The sequence below is a fragment of the Streptomyces sp. SL06 genome, from assembly GCF_058244745.1.
This window is the reverse complement of the sequence record NZ_JBSYOT010000002.1, coordinates 5,155,158-5,176,101: the sequence shown is the minus strand read 5'-3', so window position 1 is coordinate 5,176,101 and position 20,944 is coordinate 5,155,158. Positions and strand designations below refer to the sequence as shown.

21 protein-coding genes and 1 pseudogene are annotated in these 20,944 nt (G+C 71.8%); 8 read left to right on the top strand and 14 right to left on the bottom strand.

Translation table 11 applies throughout. The annotated features are described in order from the left end of the window. Positions 1–43: 43 nt before the first annotated feature. Positions 44–1,102, bottom strand: coding sequence for a serine hydrolase domain-containing protein (locus AC4IHM_RS23690; protein ID WP_490869017.1), 1,059 nt, complete (start codon positions 1,100–1,102; stop codon positions 44–46). A 77-nt stretch (positions 1,103–1,179) separates the two neighbouring features. Beyond that, the gene (locus AC4IHM_RS23685; protein WP_490869016.1) at positions 1,180–2,694 is read right to left on the bottom strand and encodes a multidrug effflux MFS transporter; all 1,515 of its coding nucleotides are present in this window, start codon (positions 2,692–2,694) and stop codon (positions 1,180–1,182) included. 93 nt (positions 2,695–2,787) lie between these two features. On the opposite strand from AC4IHM_RS23685, the gene AC4IHM_RS23680 reads away from it, so the two are divergent. Beyond that, entirely contained in the window at positions 2,788–3,846 is a 1,059-nt protein-coding gene (locus tag AC4IHM_RS23680) for a Gfo/Idh/MocA family protein (protein ID WP_490869015.1), read from the top strand. Here the strand turns inward: AC4IHM_RS23680 and AC4IHM_RS23675 are convergent. Continuing rightward, on the bottom strand, positions 3,833–5,491 hold the full coding sequence (locus tag AC4IHM_RS23675) for an alkaline phosphatase D family protein (RefSeq protein ID WP_490869014.1): 1,659 nt from the start codon (positions 5,489–5,491) through the stop codon (positions 3,833–3,835). The two genes, AC4IHM_RS23680 and AC4IHM_RS23675, sit on opposite strands and share 14 nt — an antisense overlap. 132 nt (positions 5,492–5,623) lie before the next feature. Here AC4IHM_RS23675 and AC4IHM_RS23670 point away from each other — a divergent pair, with 132 nt between their 5' ends. Next, on the top strand, positions 5,624–6,436 hold the full coding sequence (locus tag AC4IHM_RS23670; RefSeq protein WP_490869013.1) for an SDR family oxidoreductase: 813 nt from the start codon (positions 5,624–5,626) through the stop codon (positions 6,434–6,436). Between the two features lie 257 nt (positions 6,437–6,693). Here AC4IHM_RS23670 and AC4IHM_RS23665 read toward each other — a convergent pair whose 3' ends face one another. Further along, positions 6,694–7,020, bottom strand: coding sequence for a nuclear transport factor 2 family protein (locus AC4IHM_RS23665; protein WP_490869012.1), 327 nt, complete (start codon positions 7,018–7,020; stop codon positions 6,694–6,696). A 120-nt stretch (positions 7,021–7,140) separates the two neighbouring features. Here AC4IHM_RS23665 and AC4IHM_RS23660 point away from each other — a divergent pair, with 120 nt between their 5' ends. Next, on the top strand, positions 7,141–7,683 hold the full coding sequence (locus AC4IHM_RS23660) for a DoxX family membrane protein (RefSeq protein ID WP_490869011.1): 543 nt from the start codon (positions 7,141–7,143) through the stop codon (positions 7,681–7,683). A gap of 34 nt (positions 7,684–7,717) precedes the next feature. Then, on the top strand, positions 7,718–8,056 hold the full coding sequence (locus AC4IHM_RS23655) for a MazG-like family protein (RefSeq protein WP_490869010.1): 339 nt from the start codon (positions 7,718–7,720) through the stop codon (positions 8,054–8,056). Between the two features lie 87 nt (positions 8,057–8,143). Here AC4IHM_RS23655 and AC4IHM_RS23650 read toward each other — a convergent pair. Next, positions 8,144–9,146, bottom strand: a pseudogene (locus AC4IHM_RS23650) (glycoside hydrolase family 11 protein). Between the two features lie 381 nt (positions 9,147–9,527). Then, complete coding sequence (locus AC4IHM_RS23645) at positions 9,528–10,064, bottom strand: ATP-binding protein (protein WP_490869009.1); 537 nt, start codon at positions 10,062–10,064, stop codon at positions 9,528–9,530. A gap of 147 nt (positions 10,065–10,211) precedes the next feature. Here AC4IHM_RS23645 and AC4IHM_RS23640 point away from each other — a divergent pair, with 147 nt between their 5' ends. The 3 genes from AC4IHM_RS23640 (at position 10,212) to AC4IHM_RS23630 (ending at position 11,592) form a co-directional block, all read left to right on the top strand. After that, positions 10,212–11,081 carry a helix-turn-helix domain-containing protein gene (locus tag AC4IHM_RS23640; protein WP_490869008.1) on the top strand — a complete coding sequence of 290 codons (870 nt, stop codon included), beginning with the start codon at positions 10,212–10,214 and terminating at the stop codon, positions 11,079–11,081. Further along, positions 11,078–11,293, top strand: coding sequence for a DUF397 domain-containing protein (locus tag AC4IHM_RS23635; protein WP_490869007.1), 216 nt, complete (start codon positions 11,078–11,080; stop codon positions 11,291–11,293). The genes AC4IHM_RS23640 and AC4IHM_RS23635 overlap by 4 nt, the downstream gene beginning before the upstream one ends. Positions 11,294–11,376: 83 nt before the next feature. Further along, positions 11,377–11,592 carry a DUF397 domain-containing protein gene (locus AC4IHM_RS23630; RefSeq protein WP_490869006.1) on the top strand — a complete coding sequence of 72 codons (216 nt, stop codon included), beginning with the start codon at positions 11,377–11,379 and terminating at the stop codon, positions 11,590–11,592. 18 nt (positions 11,593–11,610) lie between these two features. Here the strand turns inward: AC4IHM_RS23630 and AC4IHM_RS23625 are convergent, their stop codons facing one another. The 7 genes from AC4IHM_RS23625 to AC4IHM_RS23595 form a co-directional block, all read right to left on the bottom strand. Further along, the gene (locus AC4IHM_RS23625) at positions 11,611–13,323 is read right to left on the bottom strand and encodes a serine/threonine-protein kinase (protein WP_490869005.1); all 1,713 of its coding nucleotides are present in this window, start codon (positions 13,321–13,323) and stop codon (positions 11,611–11,613) included. A 223-nt stretch (positions 13,324–13,546) separates the two neighbouring features. Beyond that, positions 13,547–14,695 carry an LLM class flavin-dependent oxidoreductase gene (locus AC4IHM_RS23620; RefSeq protein WP_490869004.1) on the bottom strand — a complete coding sequence of 383 codons (1,149 nt, stop codon included), beginning with the start codon at positions 14,693–14,695 and terminating at the stop codon, positions 13,547–13,549. 51 nt (positions 14,696–14,746) lie between these two features. Then, positions 14,747–15,931, bottom strand: coding sequence for an SfnB family sulfur acquisition oxidoreductase (locus AC4IHM_RS23615; protein WP_490869003.1), 1,185 nt, complete (start codon positions 15,929–15,931; stop codon positions 14,747–14,749). Between the two features lie 5 nt (positions 15,932–15,936). After that, positions 15,937–16,491 carry an NADPH-dependent FMN reductase gene (ssuE, locus tag AC4IHM_RS23610; RefSeq protein ID WP_490869002.1) on the bottom strand — a complete coding sequence of 185 codons (555 nt, stop codon included), beginning with the start codon at positions 16,489–16,491 and terminating at the stop codon, positions 15,937–15,939. An 81-nt stretch (positions 16,492–16,572) separates the two neighbouring features. Then, positions 16,573–17,790, bottom strand: coding sequence for an acyl-CoA dehydrogenase family protein (locus AC4IHM_RS23605; protein WP_490869001.1), 1,218 nt, complete (start codon positions 17,788–17,790; stop codon positions 16,573–16,575). 30 nt (positions 17,791–17,820) lie between these two features. Next, positions 17,821–18,948 carry a dimethylsulfone monooxygenase SfnG gene (gene sfnG / locus AC4IHM_RS23600; protein WP_490869000.1) on the bottom strand — a complete coding sequence of 376 codons (1,128 nt, stop codon included), beginning with the start codon at positions 18,946–18,948 and terminating at the stop codon, positions 17,821–17,823. Positions 18,949–19,201: 253 nt separating this feature from the next. Then, entirely contained in the window at positions 19,202–19,279 is a 78-nt protein-coding gene (locus AC4IHM_RS23595) for a putative leader peptide (RefSeq protein ID WP_490870913.1), read from the bottom strand. A gap of 141 nt (positions 19,280–19,420) precedes the next feature. Between AC4IHM_RS23595 and AC4IHM_RS23590 the strand changes: the two genes are divergently transcribed. Next, a complete protein-coding gene (locus AC4IHM_RS23590) occupies positions 19,421–20,332 on the top strand; it encodes a LysR family transcriptional regulator (protein ID WP_490868999.1) in 912 nt (303 codons plus the stop codon). Positions 20,333–20,353: 21 nt separating this feature from the next. Here AC4IHM_RS23590 and AC4IHM_RS23585 read toward each other — a convergent pair whose 3' ends face one another. Then, positions 20,354–20,902 (bottom strand): hypothetical protein, encoded by a 549-nt coding sequence (locus AC4IHM_RS23585; RefSeq protein WP_490868998.1) that lies wholly within the window; start codon positions 20,900–20,902, stop codon positions 20,354–20,356. Positions 20,903–20,944: the final 42 nt, after the last annotated feature.

Here is a 20,944-nt window from a genome sequence, read left to right as displayed (position 1 = left end):
CCGCCCCGGCCCGGCGCCGCGCGGGCACCCCGCGCCCAACCCCTCAACCGCCGGAGGCCCCCCGTACGGCCCGCGCCACCCACGTCCCCAGCGCCGCCCGCGGCCCGTTGGTCGGGGCGCGGCGGCGCGGGTGGACCGTGTTGGCGAGGAGGACCACGAACGTGTCCGTCACCCGGTCGAGGACGAGCATCGTGCCGGTGAAGCCCGTGTGCCCCGCCGCCCCCCGCCCCGCCAGCTCGCCCATGAACCAGGGCTGGTCGAGGGCGAACCCGAGCCCCGGCTCGGCCAGCAGCAGTTCCACGAAGTCGGGCCCGAGGATGCGGGCCGGCCCGTACGAGCCGCCCGCGAGCAGCGCGCGGCAGAAGACCGCGAGGTCCCGCGCCGTGGAGAACAGCCCCGCGTGACCGGCCACCCCGCCCAGCGCCCAGGCGTTCTCGTCGTGGACGACCCCCCGCAGCATCCCCCGGTCCGCCCTGGCCCAGGGCCGCCGCTGGTCCTCCGTGGCCGCCGCGCCAGGGCAGGGCCCGAAGCGCGTCGCGGTCATGCCCAGCGGCCGGGTGATCCCGTCGTGCACGAGGACATCGAGCCCGCGCCCGGTGATGCGCTCAAGGACCTGCTGGAGGAGCAGCATGTTCAGGTCGGAGTAGCAGTAGGTGCCCGGCACTCCCACGGGCGGCTCCGCGCGCAGCCGCCGCAGCCGTTCCTCGTCGTCGGCGCAGTCGTACAGCGGGAGTTCGGGCCGCAGCCCGGAGGTGTGGGTGAGCAGTTGCCGCACGGTGACGCGATGCGCGGCGGCGGCCCGGAAGTCCGGCAGGTAGGCGCCGACCTGTGCGTCGATGCCGAGCGTGCCCCGCTCGATCTGCTGCACGGCGGCGACCGACGTGAACAGCTTGGTCAGGGACGCCAGGTCGAAGGGCGTCTGCACGGTCATCGGCACCCGGGAGCCCGGCGGCAGTTCCACGCCCCGGTCGGCGCGCGGGTCGTAGGAGGAGTAGCGCACGGCCCAGCCCGCCGCCTCCTCGACGGCGAGCACGGGTCCGCGCCCGACGGCCACGACGGCGCCGGCCGCCCAGGGCCGCTCGCCGGTGGTGAGGTCGTGCACCTCCGCGACGACACGGCGGAGCTGCTCGGGGTCGAGTCCGGCGCGCTCCGGGGTGTCGCTGCGCAGTCTCGGGGTGCTCAGTTCCCTTCTCCTTCCGCGGCCGCGGGCCCGGCGGCCCGCTGTGCCGTGGGTCCGCCCGACGGGCGGCACAGCCCCACGAGGCAGGCGAGCGCCACCAGCGCCGCGACCAGTTGGACGACGGCCATCGGCAGGGCGGTGTCCTCCCCCGCGATCCCGACCAGCGGGGAGGCGACGGCGCCGATGAGGAAGGAGGACGTGCCGAGCAGCGCGGAGGCGGAGCCGGCGGACTTGGTGACCCGCATCAGGGCGAGGGCCTGGGTGTTGGGCATGCTGATACCCATCGCGGACATCAGCACGAACAGCCCGGCGGCGACCGGCACCAGTCCGACCTCGCCGAAGACGCCCAGGGTCATCAGCAGCAGGGCGGTCGCGGCGGCGATGACGATGAGGAGGCCGAGCCCCAGCACCCGGTCAAGGCGGACCCGTCCGACCAGGATCTTGCCGTTGACCTGCCCGACGATGATCAGCCCGATCGAGTTGAGGCCGAACAGCAGGCTGAACGTCTGCGGGGAGGCGCCGTAGATCTCCTGGACGACGAACGGGGACGCCGAGATGTAGGCGAACAGCGCGGCGAAGGTGAAGCCGCCCGCGAGCATGTACCCGGTGAAGGCGCGGTCGGCGAGCAGGCCGCGCATGGCGCGCAGGGTGTCGCCGACGCCCCCCGCGTGCCGTTCCGCGGCCGGCAGCGTCTCGGGCAGCCTGGCCCAGACGATGCCGCCCAGCACCGTCCCGACCACGGCGAGTACGACGAACACGCCCCGCCAGTCCGTCACGCGCAGGACCTGCCCGCCGATGAGCGGCGCGACGATCGGGGCGACCCCGGAGATCAGCATGAGGGTGGAGAAGAAGCGGGCCATGGCCACACCGTCGTACAGGTCGCGGACGACGGCACGGGCGATGACGATCGCGGCGGCGCCCGCGAGTCCCTGGGCCAGCCGGAAGGCGACGAGGGTCTCGACGTTGGGGGCGAGCGCGCACAGGGCGGTGGCGACGACGTAGACGGCGAGGCCGCTCAGCAGCGGGCGGCGGCGGCCCCACTTGTCGCTCATCGGTCCGACCACGAGCTGGCCGAGGGCCATGCCGGCGAGGCACGCGGTGAGGGTGAGCTGGACGGTCGCGGCGGGCGCGTTCAGGGACCGGGTGACCTCCGGGAGCGAGGGGAGGTACATGTCCATGGCCAGCGGCGGGGTGGCGGTCAGGCCGCCGAGGATGAGGGTGACGAGCAGGCCGGTGCGGCGGGTGGCGCGCGGCGCGCGGACGGCCGTTCCCGTCTCCGGTCCGGCCGCCCGCGCGGGCGTCGGCGTCTTCGGTTGCGGGGCCCTCGGCCGCGGGGCTCTCGGCTGCGGGATGTCCGACTCCGGGATGTTCGGCTGGGGGATGTCCGGCCGGGGAATGTCCGGCTGCGAGGCCTTCGACTGCAATGCCTTCGACTGCGAGGTCTTCAGTGTGATGTCCGGTGCGGTGTTCATGTCCGGTGACTCGTGCGGTATGGACGGCCCGCGCTCGGGCATGTGCCCCTCCCTCTTCGACGGATCCGGCACCTATGCTCTCAGCTCGTACGGACTTGAACGAACCTGAGCGAGGGTGGGGGCGGGGTGTCGGCGGTGACCGGACGGAAGGTGCGCTGGGGGATTCTGGCGACCGGCGGGATGGCGGCCACGTTCACGGCGGATCTGGTCGATCTCCCGGACGCGGAGGTCGTGGCGGTGGCCTCGCGGACGCAGGCGTCGGCGAAGGCGTTCGCGGAGCGGTTCGGCATACCCCGCGCGTACGGCGACTGGGAGGGCCTGGCGCGGGACGAGGACGTTGACGTGGTGTACGTCGCGACCCCGCACTCGGCGCACCGGGCCGCCGCCGGACTGTGCCTGGAGGCGGGGCGGAACGTGCTGTGCGAGAAGCCGTTCACGCTGAACGCCCGCGAGGCGGCGGAGCTGGTGGCGCTCGCCCGGGAGCGCGGCGGCTTCCTGATGGAAGCGATGTGGATGTACTGCAATCCGCTGGTGCGGCGTCTGAAGTCGCTGGTGGCGGACGGGGCGGTCGGCGAGGTGCGCAGTGTGCAGGCCGACTTCGGGCTGGCGGGCCCCTTCCCGCCCGCGCACCGGCTGCGGGACCCGGCGCAGGGCGGCGGCGCCCTGCTCGACCTGGGGGTGTACCCGGTGTCGTTCGCGCAACTGCTGCTCGGTGAGCCGTCGGACATCGTGGCGCGAGCAGTGCTCTCGGACGAGGGCGTCGATCTCCAGACGGGTGCACTGCTCTCCTACGAGAGCGGCGCTCTCGCTTCGGTGCACTGCTCCATCGTCGGCGGCACCCCCAACTCCGCCTCCGTCACCGGCTCCGAGGGCCGCGTCGACGTGCCGCACGGCTTCTTCTTCCCGGACCACTTCGTACTGCACCGGGACGGCCGGGACCCGGAGGAGTTCCGGGCCGATCCGGCCGACGGGCCCCGGGCCAGCCTCAAGCACGAGGCCCGGGAGGTGATGCGCGCGCTGCGCGCCGGGGAGACCGAGTCCCCGCTGCTCCCGCTCGACGGCACGCTCGCCGTGATGCGGACGCTCGACGCGATCCGGGACCGCGTCGGCGTCCGCTACCCGGGCGAGACCGGCGAAGCCGGCCGGACCGGCGGCACGGGCCGGCCCGGGGAGCCGGTGGTCACACCGGCTTGAGCCCCGGCTCCCCCACCTCGGTGACGAAGGACGCGGCGGTCGTGAGCGGCGCGCCCGGCGTGGTCACCTGGGACACCGTCTTGAAGTCGGCGCGGGCCAGCTCGCGGCCGAGCGAGACGGTCACGTAGCCGCGCAGCCCGTTGAAGAACCGCAGGTGCGGGTTGGCGGCCATCAGGGTGTCCCAGTTGGACGGCTTCGCCGAACCGTTGCCGCCGCTGCTGATGGAGCTGGTGACGATCTCCGTGCCCAGGGTCCTGGAGTCCGGGTCGGAGAAGTCGCGCTTGATGTCGAAGCCGTAGTGCACGTGCACGTCGCCGGTGAGGATCATCAGGTTCTCGACCCCGGCGGCCTGCGCGCCGGCCAGCACGCGTTCCCGGGAGGCCGGGTAGCCGTCCCAGGAGTCCATGGAGACCTGGGACGGCACGTCGGTGGAGTTGTACCGCTGGGCGAAGGTGACCTGCTGGGGCACCACGTTCCACAGGGCGGCCGAGCGGTGCCAGCCGTTGATCAGCCAGCGTTCCTGGGCGTCCCCGGTCAGCGTGCGCGAGGGGTCCTCGGACTCCGGTCCCGGGAACTGCCAGCCGTCGCCGTAGGCCTGGTCGGAGCGGTACTGGCGGGTGTCCAGCACGTCGAACCGGGCCAGCCGCCCCCAGTGCAGCCGCCGGTACAGGCGCAGATCCGGGCCGTCGGGGAGCTGGGGCCTGCGCAGCGGCATGTTCTCCCAGTAGGCCCGGTAGGCGGCGGCCCGGCGGATGAGGAACTCCTCGGGCGGGACGTTGTTCTCGGGGATGTCGTCGGCGTAGTTGTTCTCGGTCTCGTGGTCGTCCCAGGTGACGACGAAGGGGTGCGCGGCGTGCGCGGCCCGCAGGTCGGGGTCGGACTTGTAGAGGGCGTACCGCAGGCGGTAGTCCTCCAGGGTCTCCGTCTCGTGGTCGAAGAGGCCGGGCAGGGTGCCCGCCGGGTGGGCGCGGGCGCCGCCGACGCTGTTGACGGCGTACTCGTACAGATAGTCCCCGAGGTGGAAGACGACGTCCACGTCCTCCTGGGCCAGGTGCCGGTACGCGGTGTAGTACCCCTGGTCGTACCGCTGGCAGGAGACCAGCCCGAAGGTGAGGCCGGAGACCTGGCTGTGCTCGGCGGGCGCGGTGCGGGTGCGCCCTGCGGGGCTGATCCAGCGGCCGGCGCGGAAGCGGTAGTGGTAGACGCGGCCGGGTTCGAGGTGGCCGACCTCGACGTGCACGGTGTGGTGGAACTCGGGGTGGGCGGTGGCCTCGCCCCGTCCGACGACGCGGCGGAAGCGTTCGTCGAGGGCCAGTTCCCAGCCGACGGTGACGCGCCGGTCGGGCAGTCCGCTGTCGGCCTGGTACGGGGCGGGGGCCAGGCGCGTCCACAGCAGGACGGAGTCGGGCCGCGGGTCGCCGGAGGCGATGCCGAGCGTGAAGGGGTCCTCGGTGAGCTGAGCGGCGTCCAGTTCGGCGGCGCTCGCGGTGCCGGCGGCCGGCAGGTTCACGGAGAAGGCGAGCGCGGCGGCGGCGCCGGTGACGGTCAGGAAGCGACGGCGGCCCGGATGCCGGGCGGCGGCGCGGAGTTCGCGGGCGTGCGCGGGCCGGGACCGGGGCCGGTCCTGGTGGTTCGCGGGTGTCATCCGTTCCTCCCCTTGCGGTGGCTGCAAGGGGCATTCGACCGGCGGGGAACGACCGCCTCTTGTCGCGGACATGGCGACACCATGTCGGAATGATGAGTTCCGCAGGATCCGCGACCCGTACGCTGCCGACCCATGAACACCGAGAGAACTGCCGACGAGGAACAGCCCGGCACGGCACGGACCGGCGGGGAGGGCACGCGGCGGATCGCCCTCGTCACGGGCGCCGGTTCCGGCATCGGTCGGGCGGTCGCACGGGAACTGCTGGGCGCGGGCTGGTCGGTGGCCCTGGCCGGCCGGCGCCCCGAGCCCCTGGCGGAGACGGCCGCACTGGCCGGCGCGGACGGCGCGGCGCTTCCCGTCCGCGCCGACGTGTCCCAACCCGGGGACGTGGCAGCCCTGTTCACCGCCGTGCGCGAGCACTTCGGGCGGCTGGACCTGCTGTTCAACAACGCCGGGACGTTCGGCCCCGGCGGCGTGCCGGTGGAGGAACTGCCCTACGACGCCTGGCGGCACGTGGTGGACACCAACCTCAACGGGGCGTTCCTGTGCGCGCAGGCGGCGTACCGGCAGATGAAGGAACAGGCCCCGCGGGGCGGCCGGATCATCAACAACGGCTCGATCGCGGCGCACGCGCCGCGCCCGCACTCGGTGGCGTACACGGCGACCAAGCACGCGCTGACGGGCCTGACCAAGTCACTGTCGCTGGACGGCCGTCCCCACGGCATCGCGGTCGGCCAGATCGACATCGGCAACGCGGCGACCGACATGACGGCGGGCATCAGGACCGGCGCGCTCCAGGCCAACGGGGAGACGGCGCCCGAGCCGGTGATGGACGTTGCCGACGTGGCGCGCACGGTGCGGCACATGGCGGAGCTGCCGCTTGCGGCGAACGTGCAGTTCGTGACGGTCATGGCGACGGCGATGCCGTACGTGGGGCGCGGCTGAGGGGGTCGCGCGGGCACCGCCGGTTTCCCCCCGGGTGTTCCACGATGTTGCGGCCGACGGCGGAGATGTGCTCAACTCTCCTTCACCAGAGCTTCACACTTGGGGCGTTGGTCTTCCGCAACGACCCGCGGGCCACACCGAGGGGGGAGGCGGCAGCCGTTCCGCCGCGCCGGCAGGGGGTGGATTCCGCGTGGGATCGCGGGATGCACGCCGGTGGGGCTGGACGGCTGCCGTGTGTCCGCTCTCCGTACCGCCTGCTAGGCCTGCCCGGTCTCGAACCGCGCGATCCGCCCCTCCCCGTCCACGGTGAAGCTCCACCGGGTGCGCATCTCGCCCCAGGTGTCGTTGCGGTAGCGGGCGATGAGGGTGCGACCGGCGTTCGACTCGTTGTCGACCTCCATGTGACCGTGGGAGGAGAAGATCTCCTGGTCGATCCACTGAGCGAGGTCCCGGTCGTTGCCGTCGTCGGACATGGTGGCGTCCGGCGCGAGCAGGGCGAGGAGGGCCTCGCGGTCGTGGGCGTTGACGGCGGCGACGAAGTTGCGGACGGCCGGGTCGCTCAGCCGCGTGGTCTGAATGGTCATGCCGGCCAGCGTCACACCGCCCCCGCGCTCCCGCCACCCGAACGGCGCCCGTGACGGGCCCGCGCGGCGCGGGAGGGCGACGGTGGGGAGATGAGCCGCCACCGCCCGCGAGGAGTCGACGTGAACTGTTATGACCGGCGTGACCTGGGACTGCTGCTGCTCCGACTGGGTACCGGCGGCGTGCTGGCCGCGCACGGCGCGCAGAAACTGCTCGGCTGGTTCGGCGGCGGCGGGATCGAGGGGACCGGCCAGGCCATGGAGTCCATGGGCTATGTGCCGGGCAGGACCAGCGCCGCGGCGGCGGGTCTCGCGGAGGCCGGCGGCGGTGTGCTGCTGGCCGTGGGCCTGGCCACCCCGGCCGCGGGGGCGGCAGCGGCCGGCGCGATGGCGGGCGCCGCGGCGGTGCACACCCCGAACGGCTTCTTCGCCCAGTCCGGCGGCTACGAGTACGCGGCGGCCCTCGGTCTGACGGCCGCCGGCCTCGCGGTCTCGGGCCCCGGCCGCCTCTCCCTGGACCACGCGCTGGGCCACGCGGTCAACCGGACCTGGATGGTCCCGGCCGCCCTCGCGGTGACGGCCGCGGCCACGACGGTGATCGTCGGCGCGCGCAACAAGCGGGTACGGAGGGCGACGGAGGACCGCCAGGAACCCCTGTTCGACTGACCTCGTCTTCGCCCGGCATGGCACGCTGCTCGGCATGAGCGACAACCGCGACGGCGTACCCGCCGGCCTCTGGAACACGATCGACGACCTGTGGAAGTGGCTGGAGGCGGACCAGCCGTTCGGCGGCAGGGAGGGCCTCCTGCTGCGCGTGCTGAAGCTGTCCGAGGAGGTCGGCGAGGTCGCCGAGGCGGTGATCGGCGCGACCGGCCAGAACCCGCGCAAGGGCGTCAGCCACACATGGGACGACGTCGAGGCGGAACTGTGCGATGTCGTGATCACGGCCCTGATCGCCCTGCGGACGCTGACGCCCGAGGCGCGGGAGGTGTTCGGGCGGCATCTGGCGCGGGTGGCGGAGAGGTCGTTGAGCACCTGAGAGAGCCCGCTCCGGGTTGCTGTGCGCCGTGCCGCCTGCCCCTGTGGCACGGCGACCGAACCCGCCGTGCCACAGGGGTGTTCCGGGTCAGCTCGCGCTGCAGGAGACGGAGGGCCAGTTCCAGTTGCCGTTGGCCTGGATGGTGGCGCCCCAGTTGTTGCCGCTGCCGTTCGGCTTGGCGGTCAGTGTCTGCGCGTTGGGATAACTCGCGCTGACGTTCCAGGTGGAAAGGACCTTCGCCGGGGACGGCACGTTCATCGTCACGGTCCAACTGCTCGAACCGCTCACCGAGACGTTGAGGTTGTACCGGTCGTCCCACCTCTGCCCGGCGGACAGCGTCGCGGCACAGGAACCGCCGCCACCGCCTCCCCCGCCGCTGTCGCCGCCGCCCGTGCCGCCGACGTTGATGTTGGAGTTGCCGCTGCTCTGGTAGCCCTCGGTGGCCAGGATCATGTAGTAGCTGAAGTTGCCCAGCGGCATTCCGGCGCGGCTCCACGCGTCGAAGTGGTTGCCGGTGGTGATGGTGCCGCCGGTCCGCTTCGACTGCCGGACGCTCCAGTACTGGTCGAAGGTGCGGGTGCCCTCGACGGAGGGGGCGTTGTACCGGGTCGTCTTGTAGATGTCGTAGGTGCCGCCGTCGCTGGTCACCGTGCCCTTGAAGTCGCCGGTGGGCCGGTAGGTGCCCCAGTTGTCGACGATGTAGTACTCGACGAGCGGGTTCGAACGTCCACCCGTAGAGGGCCAGGTACGCGTTGCCGGACGGGTTGAAGGTGCCTGAGTACGTCACGCTCCGACGCCCGCCGTTGCTCCAGCCCTTGCCTGCCACGAAGTTGCCGGTGTTGCTCCACGAGGTGCTGTACTGGCCGCCGGAGCCCATGCTCATGGAGACGGTGCCCTGGCTGTCGGTCCAGAACGAGTAGTAGTAGCCGTTGTCGGTGCCCTCCTGGTTGGTCGTGACGACCGTGTCGGCCTGCGCGGTGCCCGGCAGCATCAGCGCGGCCAGCGCGGCGAGCGCGACGGCCCACGCGCTCCTGACGAGCAGCGTGACGAGTCCGCGTCTGCGGCTCCCGGGATGCACGAGTGCGTTCATGCGGGTGCTTCCTCTCCTGGGGTCCCTGAAGTACCTGGGAGGTTCGACACGGAGTGTTGGCCTGCACGCGTCGAGCGTCAATACTTTCGGTAGATATTTCGAAAGCTTCGGTTCCGCCGGAGGTTTGGCGTGGGGAAGGTCGTTGCAGCTCAGGGGTTATGTTGCCGAGATCAGCAAATACCAAGCAAGGGGTGCTCGCCACTAGCAAGGGAAAGGGAGATACCTACGTACGAAACTTTCGGGTGAGTCAGGGTCAAGTACGTCGCCCTTGCCGGACGCGACGCCTCGTCGTTCCGAGCCGACCGAGTACGAGTACGTACCCCGTCCGGTGCGCTCCGGCCTGTTGACGCGTCAGGGAACCAGGCGGCTGCACAAGTCGGCTCAGCGTCCACGTACGGTCAGCGCCGGGAACTCGTACTCCGCCCAGACCGTCTTGCCCGGCCCCTCGTCCCGTGGGCGCCAGTCCCAGCGGGTGGCGAGTCCCTCGACCAGGAGCAGGCCCCGGCCCGACTCGGTGATGTCGGCTACCCGGTCGGCCGCTTTCGGCCGCAGCGGGACGCGCTCCGCGCGAGTGTCGGTGACCTCGACACGTGCGGTCGTGGTACGGGAATCGGCCCTCACCTGGAGGCGGAGGTGGAAGTCCCGACCGGGTACATGGCCGTGCAGCACCGCGTTCGCGGACAGTTCGGCGGCGATCAGCACGATCACGTCGTGGGCGCCGGTGGCGTAGGGGATGCCCCAGGTGTCGAGGCGGTGGGCCACGAGACGGCGGGCGAGGCGGGCTCCGCGAGGCGTGGAGGTGAAGCGCATCTCGAACGTGTGGTCCGCCGATGGCCTGTCCGGCGAGGTGGGGGCCAAGTACGGTGCGGGAGAGCCGCGTTCGATGGCGTGAGTGAGATCGGCGGGATTGTTCGTCATGCCGAACACGATGCCGTTGGTGGCGTAGCGTGACCAGTGGTGACGCACCGACGCGGACCGGCTGTACGCGCGGTGTCTCCACGGGTACGAAGCGCGCGGCGTGACGGCGTCCCTCGCGAGGGCGTTGGGCCGAGGAGGCGGTGTTCGATGACTGAGCGTACGGGGGCGGACGCCCTGGTGGGCGGCGGAGACGGTGGCGGGCGGCGGCCGGAGGACTGCCCCGGGAAGGGCGTGGTCGCCGCGTTCGGGCAGACCATGAAGACGCTGCGGCTTCGGGAAGGGCTGGACCGGGCGGAGTTCGGCAGCCGGATCGGCTACTCGGCGGCGACGGTCGCCTCGTTCGAGCAGGGGCGGAGGATCCCGTCGCCGAGGACGATCGACCAGGCGGACGAGGTACTGGGCGCGGGCGGCCTGCTGTGTCTGTGGAAGGAGGAGGTGGAGCGGGCCCAGTACCCGGCGTTCTTCCAGGGGATGGCGTCCTTGGAGAAGGAGGCCGTTGAGCTGCTCGCCTACGACACACATGTAATCAACGGGCTGCTCCAGACCGAGGATTGCATGAGGGCTGTGCTCGCCATGCGATGCCCGCCCCTGGATCAGGAAACCATCGAGCAACGTGTGGCGGCACGTCTGGCCAGGCAGGACATCTTCAGCCGCAGGCCGCTCCCACTCCTGAGCTTCGTACTCGAAGAGGCGACGCTGCGGCACCCGTGGGGAGGGAAGACGGTCAACCGCGGTCAGTTGGAACACCTGATGCTGACCAGCGAGAGACGGAACGTCGGGATTCAGGTCATGCCGCTCAACCACGAGGACAACGCAGGCGTGGACGGGGCGTTCACAGTGATCACGCGCAAGGACGCGAAGAGGTTTGTGTACAGTGAGGCTCAGGGAACCAGCGCTCTGCAAACCGAGCCCGAAGAGACAGTTCTCGCTGCCGCGCGCTATGGGATCATTCGATCACAGGCTCTCAGTCCGCGAGAGTCGTTGGAGTTCATCGAAGGGTTGTTGGGATCGCCATGAACAACGCTGAGTTCTCGACCGTCGCCTCCGGCCTCACCTGGTTCAAGAGCAGCTACAGCGGAGCCGAGGGCGGCCAGTGCGTAGAGGTCGCCACCGGTCAGGCCACTGTCCACGTCCGGGACTCCAAGGCCACCGCCGGACCCGTCGTCACCATGTCGCTTGACGCGTGGACGGGACTTCTCGAGCTGGCCTCCTCGGAACAGCGCGTCTGACCAACGGGCCGGGCCGGTCTCCGATCGCAGGCTCTCACGCCAGGAGAGTCACCGGAACTCATCGAAGGGTTGTTGGGATCGCCATGAACAACGCTGAGTTCTCGATCGTCGCCTCCGGCCTCGCCTGGATCAAGAGCAGCCACAGCGGAACAGAGGGCGGCGACTGCGTAGAGGTCGCCACCGGTCAGGCCACCGTCCACATCCGCGACTCCAAGGCCACCGCCGGACCCGTCGTCACCCTGTCCCACCACGCATGGACCGGACTCCTCGCCCTGGCCTCCTCCGCGCGGCGCGTCTGACCTGCGGACCCGGCCCGGTCAGGGCTGGTGGGTGATCTCCGCGGAGACGCGCACCTCGCCCACGTTGTCGTCAAGGCAGCTGTCGTTGATGCGGAGTTGGACGACGCCGTCCTGCGCCGCCTCGAAGCTCAGAGCCTCGCCGACGGTGAGGACCGGGGCGTCGTCCGCCTCCGAGAGGCGGGCCAGCAGTGTGCCGAACGGTTCGTCGGGGGCGACCTTGCAGCTGGTCGCGAAGTCCAGCCGCCGGTCGGTGACCTCGTCGTAGCCCGCGGGGCCGGTCGCGGGCATGCTCTGCCGGTCGACCGACCACGCGCCCCCCTCGGACCGCAGCGTGACGGTGTCGCCCGCGCGGACCACCGCGTCCTGCACCGTCTGCCAGCGCTCCTGGGAGCTGACGGTCCGCACGACGGTTGTCACCACCGGAGTTGGCTCGGCCGTGGCACTCGGGGTGACGGGTGCGGTCGTCCCTGGCCGCTCGGGGGCCACCGACCGCTCGGGGGCGCCCGACCGGTCCGGGGCCGACCGCTCCTTCTCCTCGCCCCCGAACGCGTTCGCGAGGAACAGACCGCCGCCCGCCGCCGCGACGAGCACGGCGGCACCGGCGATCCACCAGCCGGCCCGCCTCCGGTCGCCGCCCCGGCGGCGCGAGGCCGGAGGTCCGGGCGGCAGCACGGCCGTGTGCACCGCCGTACCCCCGGACCCGGGCCCGGTCCCGGCTTCGGGCACCGGTGCGAACAGGGTGTCACCGCCCCGTGCGGACGGCAGTTGGACACTGGTCACGGTGTCCGCCTGGTGCACCCGGTCGTCCGCGGGCGCGATCGCGGGCATGGTGGCCGTGGGTCCCGGGGCGTGGGGGTCGGCCGCCGGAAGCGGGGCGATGTCCGTCTCCCCCGCCGCGACTGCCCGCAGCGCCGCCGCCACGTCCTCGGCGGCGGGGCGCCGGCCCGGCACCTTGCGCAACAGGGCCTCGACGACGGGGCGGAGCGGTCCGAGCCGGTCCGGGAGCGTCGGCTCCTCGTACACGACGGCGTGCAGCGTCGCGGCGTACGCGGGCCGGCGGAAGGGCGAGTCCCCTCCGCAGACGGTGACCAGGGTCGCGCCGAGCGACCACAGGTCGGACGCCGGTCCCGACTCCTGCGCCATGGCCCGCTCGGGCGCCATGTACTCGATGGAGCCCACGAGTTGACCGGTCGAGGTGAGCAACTCGCCGTCGTCGAGGGCCGCGATGCCGAAGTCGGTGAGCACGGCGCTGCCGTCGGGACGCAGCAGCACGTTGGCCGGTTTGACGTCGCGGTGCAGGGTGCCCGCGAGGTGTACGGCCTTGAGGGCGTCGAGGAGTTGGAGGCCGAGGTGGGCGGCGTGCACCGGGGTGAGCGGGCCCGACCGGCTCACGTGCCCGGCGAGCGAGGGTCCCGGCACCAGCTCCATGACGATCCAGAGCCGGCCCTCGTACTCGACCAGGTCGTGCACCCCGACCACGTGGGGATGCGGCACCCGGGCGACCGCCCGCGCCTCACGGACGGCCCGGCGCATCCGTACCCGGTGCTCCTCGTCGCCCTCGGTGGCGATGTGCAGTTCCTTGGCGGCGACCTGCCGGTCCAGGAGTTGATCGTGGGCCCGCCAGACGACGCCCATGCCGCCTCTGCCGAGTACCTCGGACAGCAGATAGCGGCCGGCGATGAGGCGCCCCGAGCCCCCGTCCGCCCGCTGATCAGGAACGCCGGTCAGCACCGGTCTCTCACATCCCTCTCGCTACCACGCCCGGCACCCGCAACCATCGCGGCCCCCACCGCGGCGCAGACAGGCAGACCCGGTACGCATCCGGGCCGAAAGAAAAGACGGTGGCAACAATACCGACACTTTCCGCGCCCGAGTCCCAATCATTCGACGAGACAAGGGAGTTGGAACGGACAGCGATCCGCCCGCCCCGGTGGGTCACCACGCGGGGCGGGCGTCAGCCCGCGAACGGCACCTGCGCCGAGGGCACTTCCCGGTCTCCGTCGGGGTGGCGCCACAGTCCCCGGGCGGCCAGGCGCGGCAGCACGCCCTCGCCGAACCAGTACGCCTCCTCCAGGTGCGGATAGCCGGAGAGCACGAACTCGTCGATGCCCAGGGCGTGGTACTCGGCGATCCGGTCGGCGACCTCGTCGTGGCCGCCGACCAGGGCGGTGCCCGCGCCGCCGCGCACCAGGCCGATGCCGGCCCACAGGTTGGGGTGGATCTCCAGTCCGTCCCGGTTGCCGCCGCCGTGCAGCGCGAGCATGCGCTGCTGCCCCTCGGACTCGCTGCGGGCCAGCCCGGCCTGGATCGATGCCACGGTCTGCGGGTCGAACCCCTCCAGGAGCCGGCCGGCCTCCGCCCACGCCTGCTCGGCGGTGTCGCGGGTGATGACGTGCAGCCGGATGCCGAACCGCAGTGTGCGGCCCTCCCGGGCGGCCAGCGAGCGGATCCAGGCGATCTTCTCGGCGACCTGCGCGGGCGGCTCGCCCCAGGTGAGGTACACGTCGACATGCCTGGCCGCGACCTCTCCGGCGATCGGCGAGGAACCGCCGAAGTACACCTCGGGCACCGGGTCGGGCACGCGCGCCAGCCTGGCGTCCTCGACCCGCAGGTGTTCGCCGTCCAGGTCGACGGTCTTGCCCTGCCACAACTCCCGCACGATTTGCAGGAATTCGCCGGTACGGCGGTAGCGGGCCGCCTTGTCGAGGAAGTCGCCGTAGGCCCGCTGCTCGTGGCTCTCGCCGCCGGTGACGACATTGAGCAGGAGCCGTCCGCCGCTCTGCCGCTGGAAGGTGGACGCCATCTGGGCGGCGAGGGTGGGTGAGACGAAGCCGGGGCGGAAGGCGACCAGGAACTTCAGGCGCTCGGTGTTCTGGCTGACCATGGCCGTGGTCAGCCACGCGTCCTCGCACCAGGCACCGGTGGGGGTGAGCGCGCCCACGAAGCCCAACTCCTCGGCGGCGCGTGCGATCTGGCTCAGATACGCCACCGTCGGCGGCCGGTTTCTGCCGAAGGCCGTGGCCGGGGTGCCGTGGCCGCCGCCGACGACGTGCCGGCTGTCGCCGTTGGTGGGGAGGAACCAGTGGAAGGTCAGGGGCGACACGGGGGTCTCCGATCGGACGGGGGTGGGCGGACTGGCCATCGTTGGCGTCCTTCAGAGCAGGCCGTGGCGGGGCGGCCGGGTGCCGGTGAGCACGTGTCTTCCGATGTGCTGGATCTTCCAGCGGGGCGGGTCGTGCAGGGTGTGGGTGCGGGCGTCGCGCCAGTAGCGGTGCAGGTTGAGGGAGTCGCGGGCGGCGCGGGTGCCGGAGACCTCGAACAGGGCGCTCGTCACCTCGACCGCGCTCTGGGCCGCCTGCACCTTGGCGGCGGCCACCGCGATCGACGCCTCGGCGGCCGAGTCGTCGGTGAGGTCGGCGCGGGCCGCGTCCACCGTGCGGGCGGCCTCGCGCAGAAGGGCGTCGGAAGCCCGTACCTGGAGGGCGAGTTCACCGAAGCGCTGGACGAGCAGGGGGTCCTCCACGGCCGTGTCGACATCGGCCTCGAACCACGGCCGGCTCTTCGTCCGCACAAACTCGGCCGCCTCCGCCAGCGCCCCCGCGGCGATGCCGGCATCGATCGCGGCGTGCAGCAACTGCGCCACGGCACCGTGCAGTTGGGGTCCCCGGAAAGTGAGGTGGTGCGGCAGGACCCGGTCGGCGGGTACGGCGACGGATTCCAGGCGGACGGTCCCGCTGGCCGTCGTGCGCTGCCCCAGGCCCTCCCAGTCGTCGATCACGGTGAGCCCGGGGGCGTCCCGCGGCACATAGGCGACGTGCAGATTGTCGTCCTCGGCGCGGGCGAGCACCGGGATCCAGTCGGCGAACAGCGCGCCGGTGGAGTAGTGCTTGACGCCGTCGAGGGTGTACGAGCCGTCCGGCCGGCGTTCCAGGCGGGTGCGGATGTCCTGGACGTGCTTGGTGCCGGCCTCCGACTGGGCGTTGCCGAGCCTGCGCCCGGCGAGCAGTTCGGCGAAGAAGAACTTCCGCTGTTCCGGAGTGCCTTGGCGGCGGATCACGTTGACGTAGGCGAAGTGGCTCTGCGGTATCTGGGCGAGGCTGGCGTCGGCCGTGGCGAGCAGCCGGAAGACCTCGGCGAGGGTGAGCGCGGTGACGTCCGCTCCCCCGTGTTCGGCGGGGACGGTGACGGCGAGCAGACCCGAGGCCGAGAGCCGGTCCAACTCCTCGCGCGGAAGCCTGCGTTCGGCGTCGCGTGCGGAGGCGCCCGCGCGGAACTCCGCGGCCAGGGCGGCGGCGACGGCCAGGGCCTCCGCGTCGTCGGCGATGACGTGTGCGGGCACGGTGATCAGCTCGCCGCGCTCAGGACCGGGGTGCGGCCCAGGGCCGTGGAGAACTGGTCGACCACCTGGGCCAGCGCCTCGGTGGCACCCGGGGCCACGGTCAGGGAGCCGTCCTCGTGCGCGGTGATGTCCTTGTCGAGCGTGAACCAGCCCGGTACGACGTGGGCCGCGCCCATCGAGGTGAGCACCGGGCGCAGCGCGTAGTCGATGGCCAGGACGTGGGCGACGGAGCCGCCGGTGGCGAGCGGCAGCACGGTCTTGCCGGTCAGCGCGTACTGGGGCAGCAGGTCGAGCAGGGCCTTGAGGACTCCGGAGTAGGAGGCCTTGTAGACGGGGGTGGCGACGACGACGCCGTCGGCCCGCGCGACCAGCTCGGTGACCTCGACGATCGCGGGGTGCCTGAAGTCGGCGCCGAGCAGCGCCTCGGCGGGGATGGTGCGCACGTCGAGGGGGGTCACCTGATGGCCCTGCGCTGTCAGCCGCCGGTCGAGGTGGCGCAGCAGGCGGTTGGTGCGGGAGGAGGCGGAGGGACTGCCGGAGAGGGAAAGGATGCTGGCCATTGGGACTCCCCTTCGGAGAGGCGGCGGACTCGGGGCGGAGGAGGCGCGGGGCGCCCGCTCGTGACGGGCGCCCCGGGGCGGTCAGGAGTACCAGGTGGGTTCGGGCAGTTCGCCGTCGAGGACCCAGCGTCCGACCTCGCGTCGCTTGTAGGCGACGGGGTCGTGCAGGGTGTGGGTGCGGATGTTGCGCCAGAACCGGTCGAGGCCCTCGGCGGTGGCGGTGGAGCGCGCGCCGGTCACTTCGAAGATGCGGGTGGCGGTCTCCAGGGCCACCTCGGTGGCGCGGGCCTTGAGCGCCGCGACGCGGACCTCGAAGGCGCCGCGCGTCTCGGGGGTGACCGCGTCGGGGTCGTCGTGCAGCCGCTGCCCCTCGGCGGCGACGGCGTCGGCGAGTGCCTCGACCGCCCAGAGCTTGGCGGTCAGATCCCCGTAGACGTCGATGACGTAGGGCTCGTCGGTCGCCCGCTCGTGTCCCCCGTGGAGCCAGGGCCGCGTCTTCGTACGGGTGTAGGTGGCCGCCGTCTCCAGGGCGCCGCCCGCGATGCCCAGGTAGAAGTTGACGAAGACCAGTTGGATGGTGGGGACGTTGAGGGTGTTGTAGACGCGCGGCCGGAAGACCTTGTCGACGTAGCCGGCCGCCGAGGACCACGGGGTGCGCACCCCGTCGATGGTCACGCTGCCGCTCTCGGTGAGCCGTTGGCCGATGTTGTCCCAGTCGTCGTGGAAGGTCAGTCCCTCGCTGTCGGAGGGCACGATCGCGAAGACGTGCCGGTCGGTGCCGTCCAGGATGCCTTCGAGTACGGTCACGTCGGAGACCTTGCTGCCGGTGGAGAAGGTCTTCCGGCCGGTGAAGACGAGGGCGTCGCCGTCCTCGGTGACGACGACGTCCTTGTCCCGGGGGTTGACTGCGCCGCCGAAGAACCAGCGGTTGCGGCTCGCCTCGGCCTCCACGTGCTGCCACTGCTCGCGGGTGCCGACCAGCCGGGCGGCCCAGAACCAGAGGTAGTGGTAGCCGAGGAGCTGGCCGATGGAGCCGTCGGCCCTGGCGACCTCGCGCACGACGCGGTAGGCGGTGGGCCAGTCCTGGCCCGCGCCGCCGTGTTCCGTGGGGCCGAGGAGGGTGACGAGGCCGGCGTCCTTGAGGAGTCGCACCTCGACGTGCGGGGTGGCTCCGGCGCGGTCGCGTTCGACGGCGTCGGTGGCGAGGACGGCGGCGACCTCGGCGGCGCGGGCGATCCAGTCCCGCGCGGTGCCGGGGGCGGGGCGGGTGGTCCAGTCGATGGGCGTGGCGGTGCTCATGCTCGATGGCCTCTTTCGCTGCGTGGGGGTTCAGTCCTGGAGGGCGAGGGAGTGAGCCTGCGTTTCGAGGTCGGGGAGTTGGGCCTCCAGTTCGCGTACGAGGGGCAGTACGCGCCGGCCGAAGTACTCGACCTCCTCGTGGTAGTGCAGGAAGCCGAGCAGGAAGAGGTCGACGCCGAGCCGCCGGTAGGCGACGACGCGTTCGGCGATCTGCTCGGGGGTGCCGATGAGGCCGGTGCGGAAACCGTCGTTGTACTGGACCAGGTCCTCGAACGTGGAGTCCTGCCACATGCCCTTCTGGTCGGCGGTGGACCGGCCGGCCTGCTTGACGGCGGCGCCGAAGCCCTCGACGGCCTCGGTGTCGGCCTTCGCGACGATCTCGCGGAGGGTCTCGCGGGCCTCGGCCTCGGTGTCGCGGGCGATCAGGAAGCCGTTGAGGCCGAACTTCGGTGCGGGGCGGCCCGCCTGGGCGGCCGAGGCGCGGACGTCGGCGAGTTGCTCGACGACTCCGGCGTAGTCCTTGCCGTTGGAGAAGTACCAGTCGGAGACGCGGCCGGCCATGGCGCGCGCGGCGGTGGAGTTGCCGCCCTGGAAGATCTCCGGGTGCGGGCGTTCGGGGGTGTTCAGCGGCTTGGGCTTGAGGGAGAAGTCCCGCAGCCGGTAGAAGTCACCGGCGAGTTCGGTGTGGTCCTCGGTCCAGATCTGGCGCAGGGCGCGGATGAACTCCTCGGAGCGGCGGTAGCGCTCGTCGTGCTCAAGCCAGGGCTCTCCGAGGGCGGTGAACTCGCCCTTGAACCAGCCGGACACGACGTTGACGGCGAAGCGTCCGCCCGAGATGTGGTCGGCGGTGGCGCCGAACTTGGCGAGGACACCGGGATGCCACAGACCGGGGTGGACCGCGGCGATGACCTTGAGGCGCTGGGTGGCGAGCAGCAGGGCGAGGCTGAAGGAGGTCGACTCGTGCTGGAACTCGGCGCCGTAGCTGGCCATGTAGCGGACCTGGCTGAGGGCGTATTCGAAGCCGTTGTTCTCGGCGAGGACGGCGAGTTCGCGGTTGTACTCGTACTGCCAGTCGGTGCGCTGCTCGATCTTGCTGGTGACCAGGCCACCGCTGACATTGGGGACCCAGTAGGCGAATTTCGCGGGCGCTGCGGACATACGGAACTCCTGTTGCGGTGATGTCCTTGGGAATGTCCTTGCTGGTGTCCTTGCGGACGGCCGAATTCAGGAGGCGTGCGGATTCACGGAATTCGACCGGGGCGGAACACGGCGCACCCCGCGACATGCGACGGCACACACGGTCACGACGGCACACGGCCGTGCGACACCCCTCCGACGACGGAAGGGGGTGACGGATGCGTGTGCCGCGGGAGCGCGGCGCGGTGGTGCGGGGCGGCGGATCGAAGAGGGATCAGGCCGCGGAGCAACAGGAGGCGCTGGCGACGCGTGCGAGGTCGACATGGCGTCGCCGCGTGAGTTCCAGTCGCATCTGCATGTTCCGATCGTGGCAGCGTTCGTTCGCGGCAGTCAAGGTAAACCCGATAGGTCTCGCATCGCGGACCATTGAATTTAACGAAGGTGTGACAGGCAAACCCTTGAACAAGGGGTGGCCCGGCAGAATTCTGGGGCGGTGCGTACGGAACAGCTGGAGTACATCGCGGCGGTCACCCGCCTCGGCTCCCTGCGGCGGGCCGCCGAGGAACTGCGCCTTTCCCAGCCCGCGTTGAGCGAGACGGTCCGGAACCTGGAACGGGAGCTGGGGGTCGATCTCCTGGAGCGCAAACGGTCCGGGGCCACGATGAGCGCGGAGGGCCGGGAACTGCTGCCGCACATCGTCAATGTGCTGGAGGCGGTGGACCGGTTGCGCACCGCGGCCGGGGAACAGCACCGCGTCAGCCGGATGGTGCGGGTGGGTACGGTCAACGCCGCGACCGTACCGCTGCTCGTCCCGGTGGTGCGCGAGTTCCGGGCCACGCATCCCCTGACCCAGGTCGAGGTGGTCGGGGCGCAGCAGAGCGACATCCACCGGGCCCTGTCCGAGGGCGGTTTCGACCTCGGCCTGGTGAATCACCTGGAGGGCGACGACGTGCCGGCGGGCCTGGACTCCACCGAACTGCTGCGGGGCCGCCCGGTGGTGTGCGTACGCCCCGACAGCCCGCTCGCGGCCCTGCCGGCGGTCTCGGCGGCCGATCTGCTCGCCCAGCCGCTGATCGCGATGCGCACCGGGTATGTCATGCACCGCTACGTCCACCGGCTCCTGGGCGGGCGCCGCCCGTCCTTCTCCTACTCCACCGACGGCGCCGAGATGGGCAAGCTGATGGTCGCCGAGGGCCTGGGGGCGACGGTCCTGCCGGACTTCAGCGTCGTCGGCGACCCGCTGGAACGGCTGGGCACGATCACCCACCGGCCGATCACCGGAGACACGACGAGGGTCCTCCTCATGCTCCAGCGCCGCCGGGCCGACTCCGTGCCACAGGCGGCGAACGACCTGCACGGGGCGTTCGTACGCCGGGCACGGGAGCTGACGGCGAAGGCGGACTGAGCGCGAAGGCGGACCGGAGTACTAGATCTCGGCCACGTTCCCGCAGGTGACGGTGGCGTCGAGGACGACCGGTTCATCCGTCACGTTGGCCGCCACCAGCTTCACCCCGGTCACGGTGAGGGTCCAGGTGTCGCCGTCCTTGCTGCTGGTGATGCCGGACCCGATGACGGTCTGGAGGTAGTTGTTGTCGTCCTTCGTGGTGAGTGTGGCCGTCGCGTTGCCGTCGCTCATGGAGGCGTTGAAGGCGGGCGGCCCGTCGCCGGCGTCGCCGTCGGTGCTGTCCGGCGCGTTGACTGCGACGAGCTTCCCCTTGATCACGGCGCATCCCACGCTCTCGATGGTGAACTCCCCGCTTTCACCGCCGCTGTACGTCAGATGCGCCGAGCCCTTGCCGGAACCCGCGGGCTCCGCGTCGGCCGGGACGCTCGCGACGGACCCGCCCGCGTCCGTCCCCGCGCCGTCGGACGCCGTGTCCTTCCCGGAGTCGCCGTCCGACGAGCAGCCGGTCAGGGTCAACGCGGCGGCGGCCAGGGCGACGAGGGGCAGGGTCAGGACACGGGATCTGTGCATCGGGGGACACCTTTCGGTACGGCGCGACGGCTGGACGAAGGC

Bases quoted from the DNA above. Each gene is read 5' to 3' on its own strand.
- AC4IHM_RS23675 (WP_490869014.1), bottom strand. From the start codon at position 5,491: ATGACACCCGCGAACCACCAGGACCGGCCCCGGTCCCGGCCCGCGCAC.
- AC4IHM_RS23640 (WP_490869008.1), top strand. From the start codon at position 10,212: ATGACTGAGCGTACGGGGGCGGACGCCCTGGTGGGCGGCGGAGACGGT.
- AC4IHM_RS23635 (WP_490869007.1), top strand. From the start codon at position 11,078: ATGAACAACGCTGAGTTCTCGACCGTCGCCTCCGGCCTCACCTGGTTC.
- AC4IHM_RS23585 (WP_490868998.1), bottom strand. From the start codon at position 20,902: ATGCACAGATCCCGTGTCCTGACCCTGCCCCTCGTCGCCCTGGCCGCC.
- AC4IHM_RS23665 (WP_490869012.1), bottom strand. From the start codon at position 7,020: ATGACCATTCAGACCACGCGGCTGAGCGACCCGGCCGTCCGCAACTTC.
- AC4IHM_RS23605 (WP_490869001.1), bottom strand. From the start codon at position 17,790: ATGAGCACCGCCACGCCCATCGACTGGACCACCCGCCCCGCCCCCGGC.
- AC4IHM_RS23645 (WP_490869009.1), bottom strand. From the start codon at position 10,064: ATGACGAACAATCCCGCCGATCTCACTCACGCCATCGAACGCGGCTCT.
- AC4IHM_RS23670 (WP_490869013.1), top strand. From the start codon at position 5,624: ATGAACACCGAGAGAACTGCCGACGAGGAACAGCCCGGCACGGCACGG.
- AC4IHM_RS23685 (WP_490869016.1), bottom strand. From the start codon at position 2,694: ATGCCCGAGCGCGGGCCGTCCATACCGCACGAGTCACCGGACATGAAC.
- AC4IHM_RS23655 (WP_490869010.1), top strand. From the start codon at position 7,718: ATGAGCGACAACCGCGACGGCGTACCCGCCGGCCTCTGGAACACGATC.
- AC4IHM_RS23630 (WP_490869006.1), top strand. From the start codon at position 11,377: ATGAACAACGCTGAGTTCTCGATCGTCGCCTCCGGCCTCGCCTGGATC.
- ssuE (WP_490869002.1), bottom strand. From the start codon at position 16,491: ATGGCCAGCATCCTTTCCCTCTCCGGCAGTCCCTCCGCCTCCTCCCGC.
- sfnG (WP_490869000.1), bottom strand. From the start codon at position 18,948: ATGTCCGCAGCGCCCGCGAAATTCGCCTACTGGGTCCCCAATGTCAGC.
- AC4IHM_RS23595 (WP_490870913.1), bottom strand. From the start codon at position 19,279: ATGCGACTGGAACTCACGCGGCGACGCCATGTCGACCTCGCACGCGTC.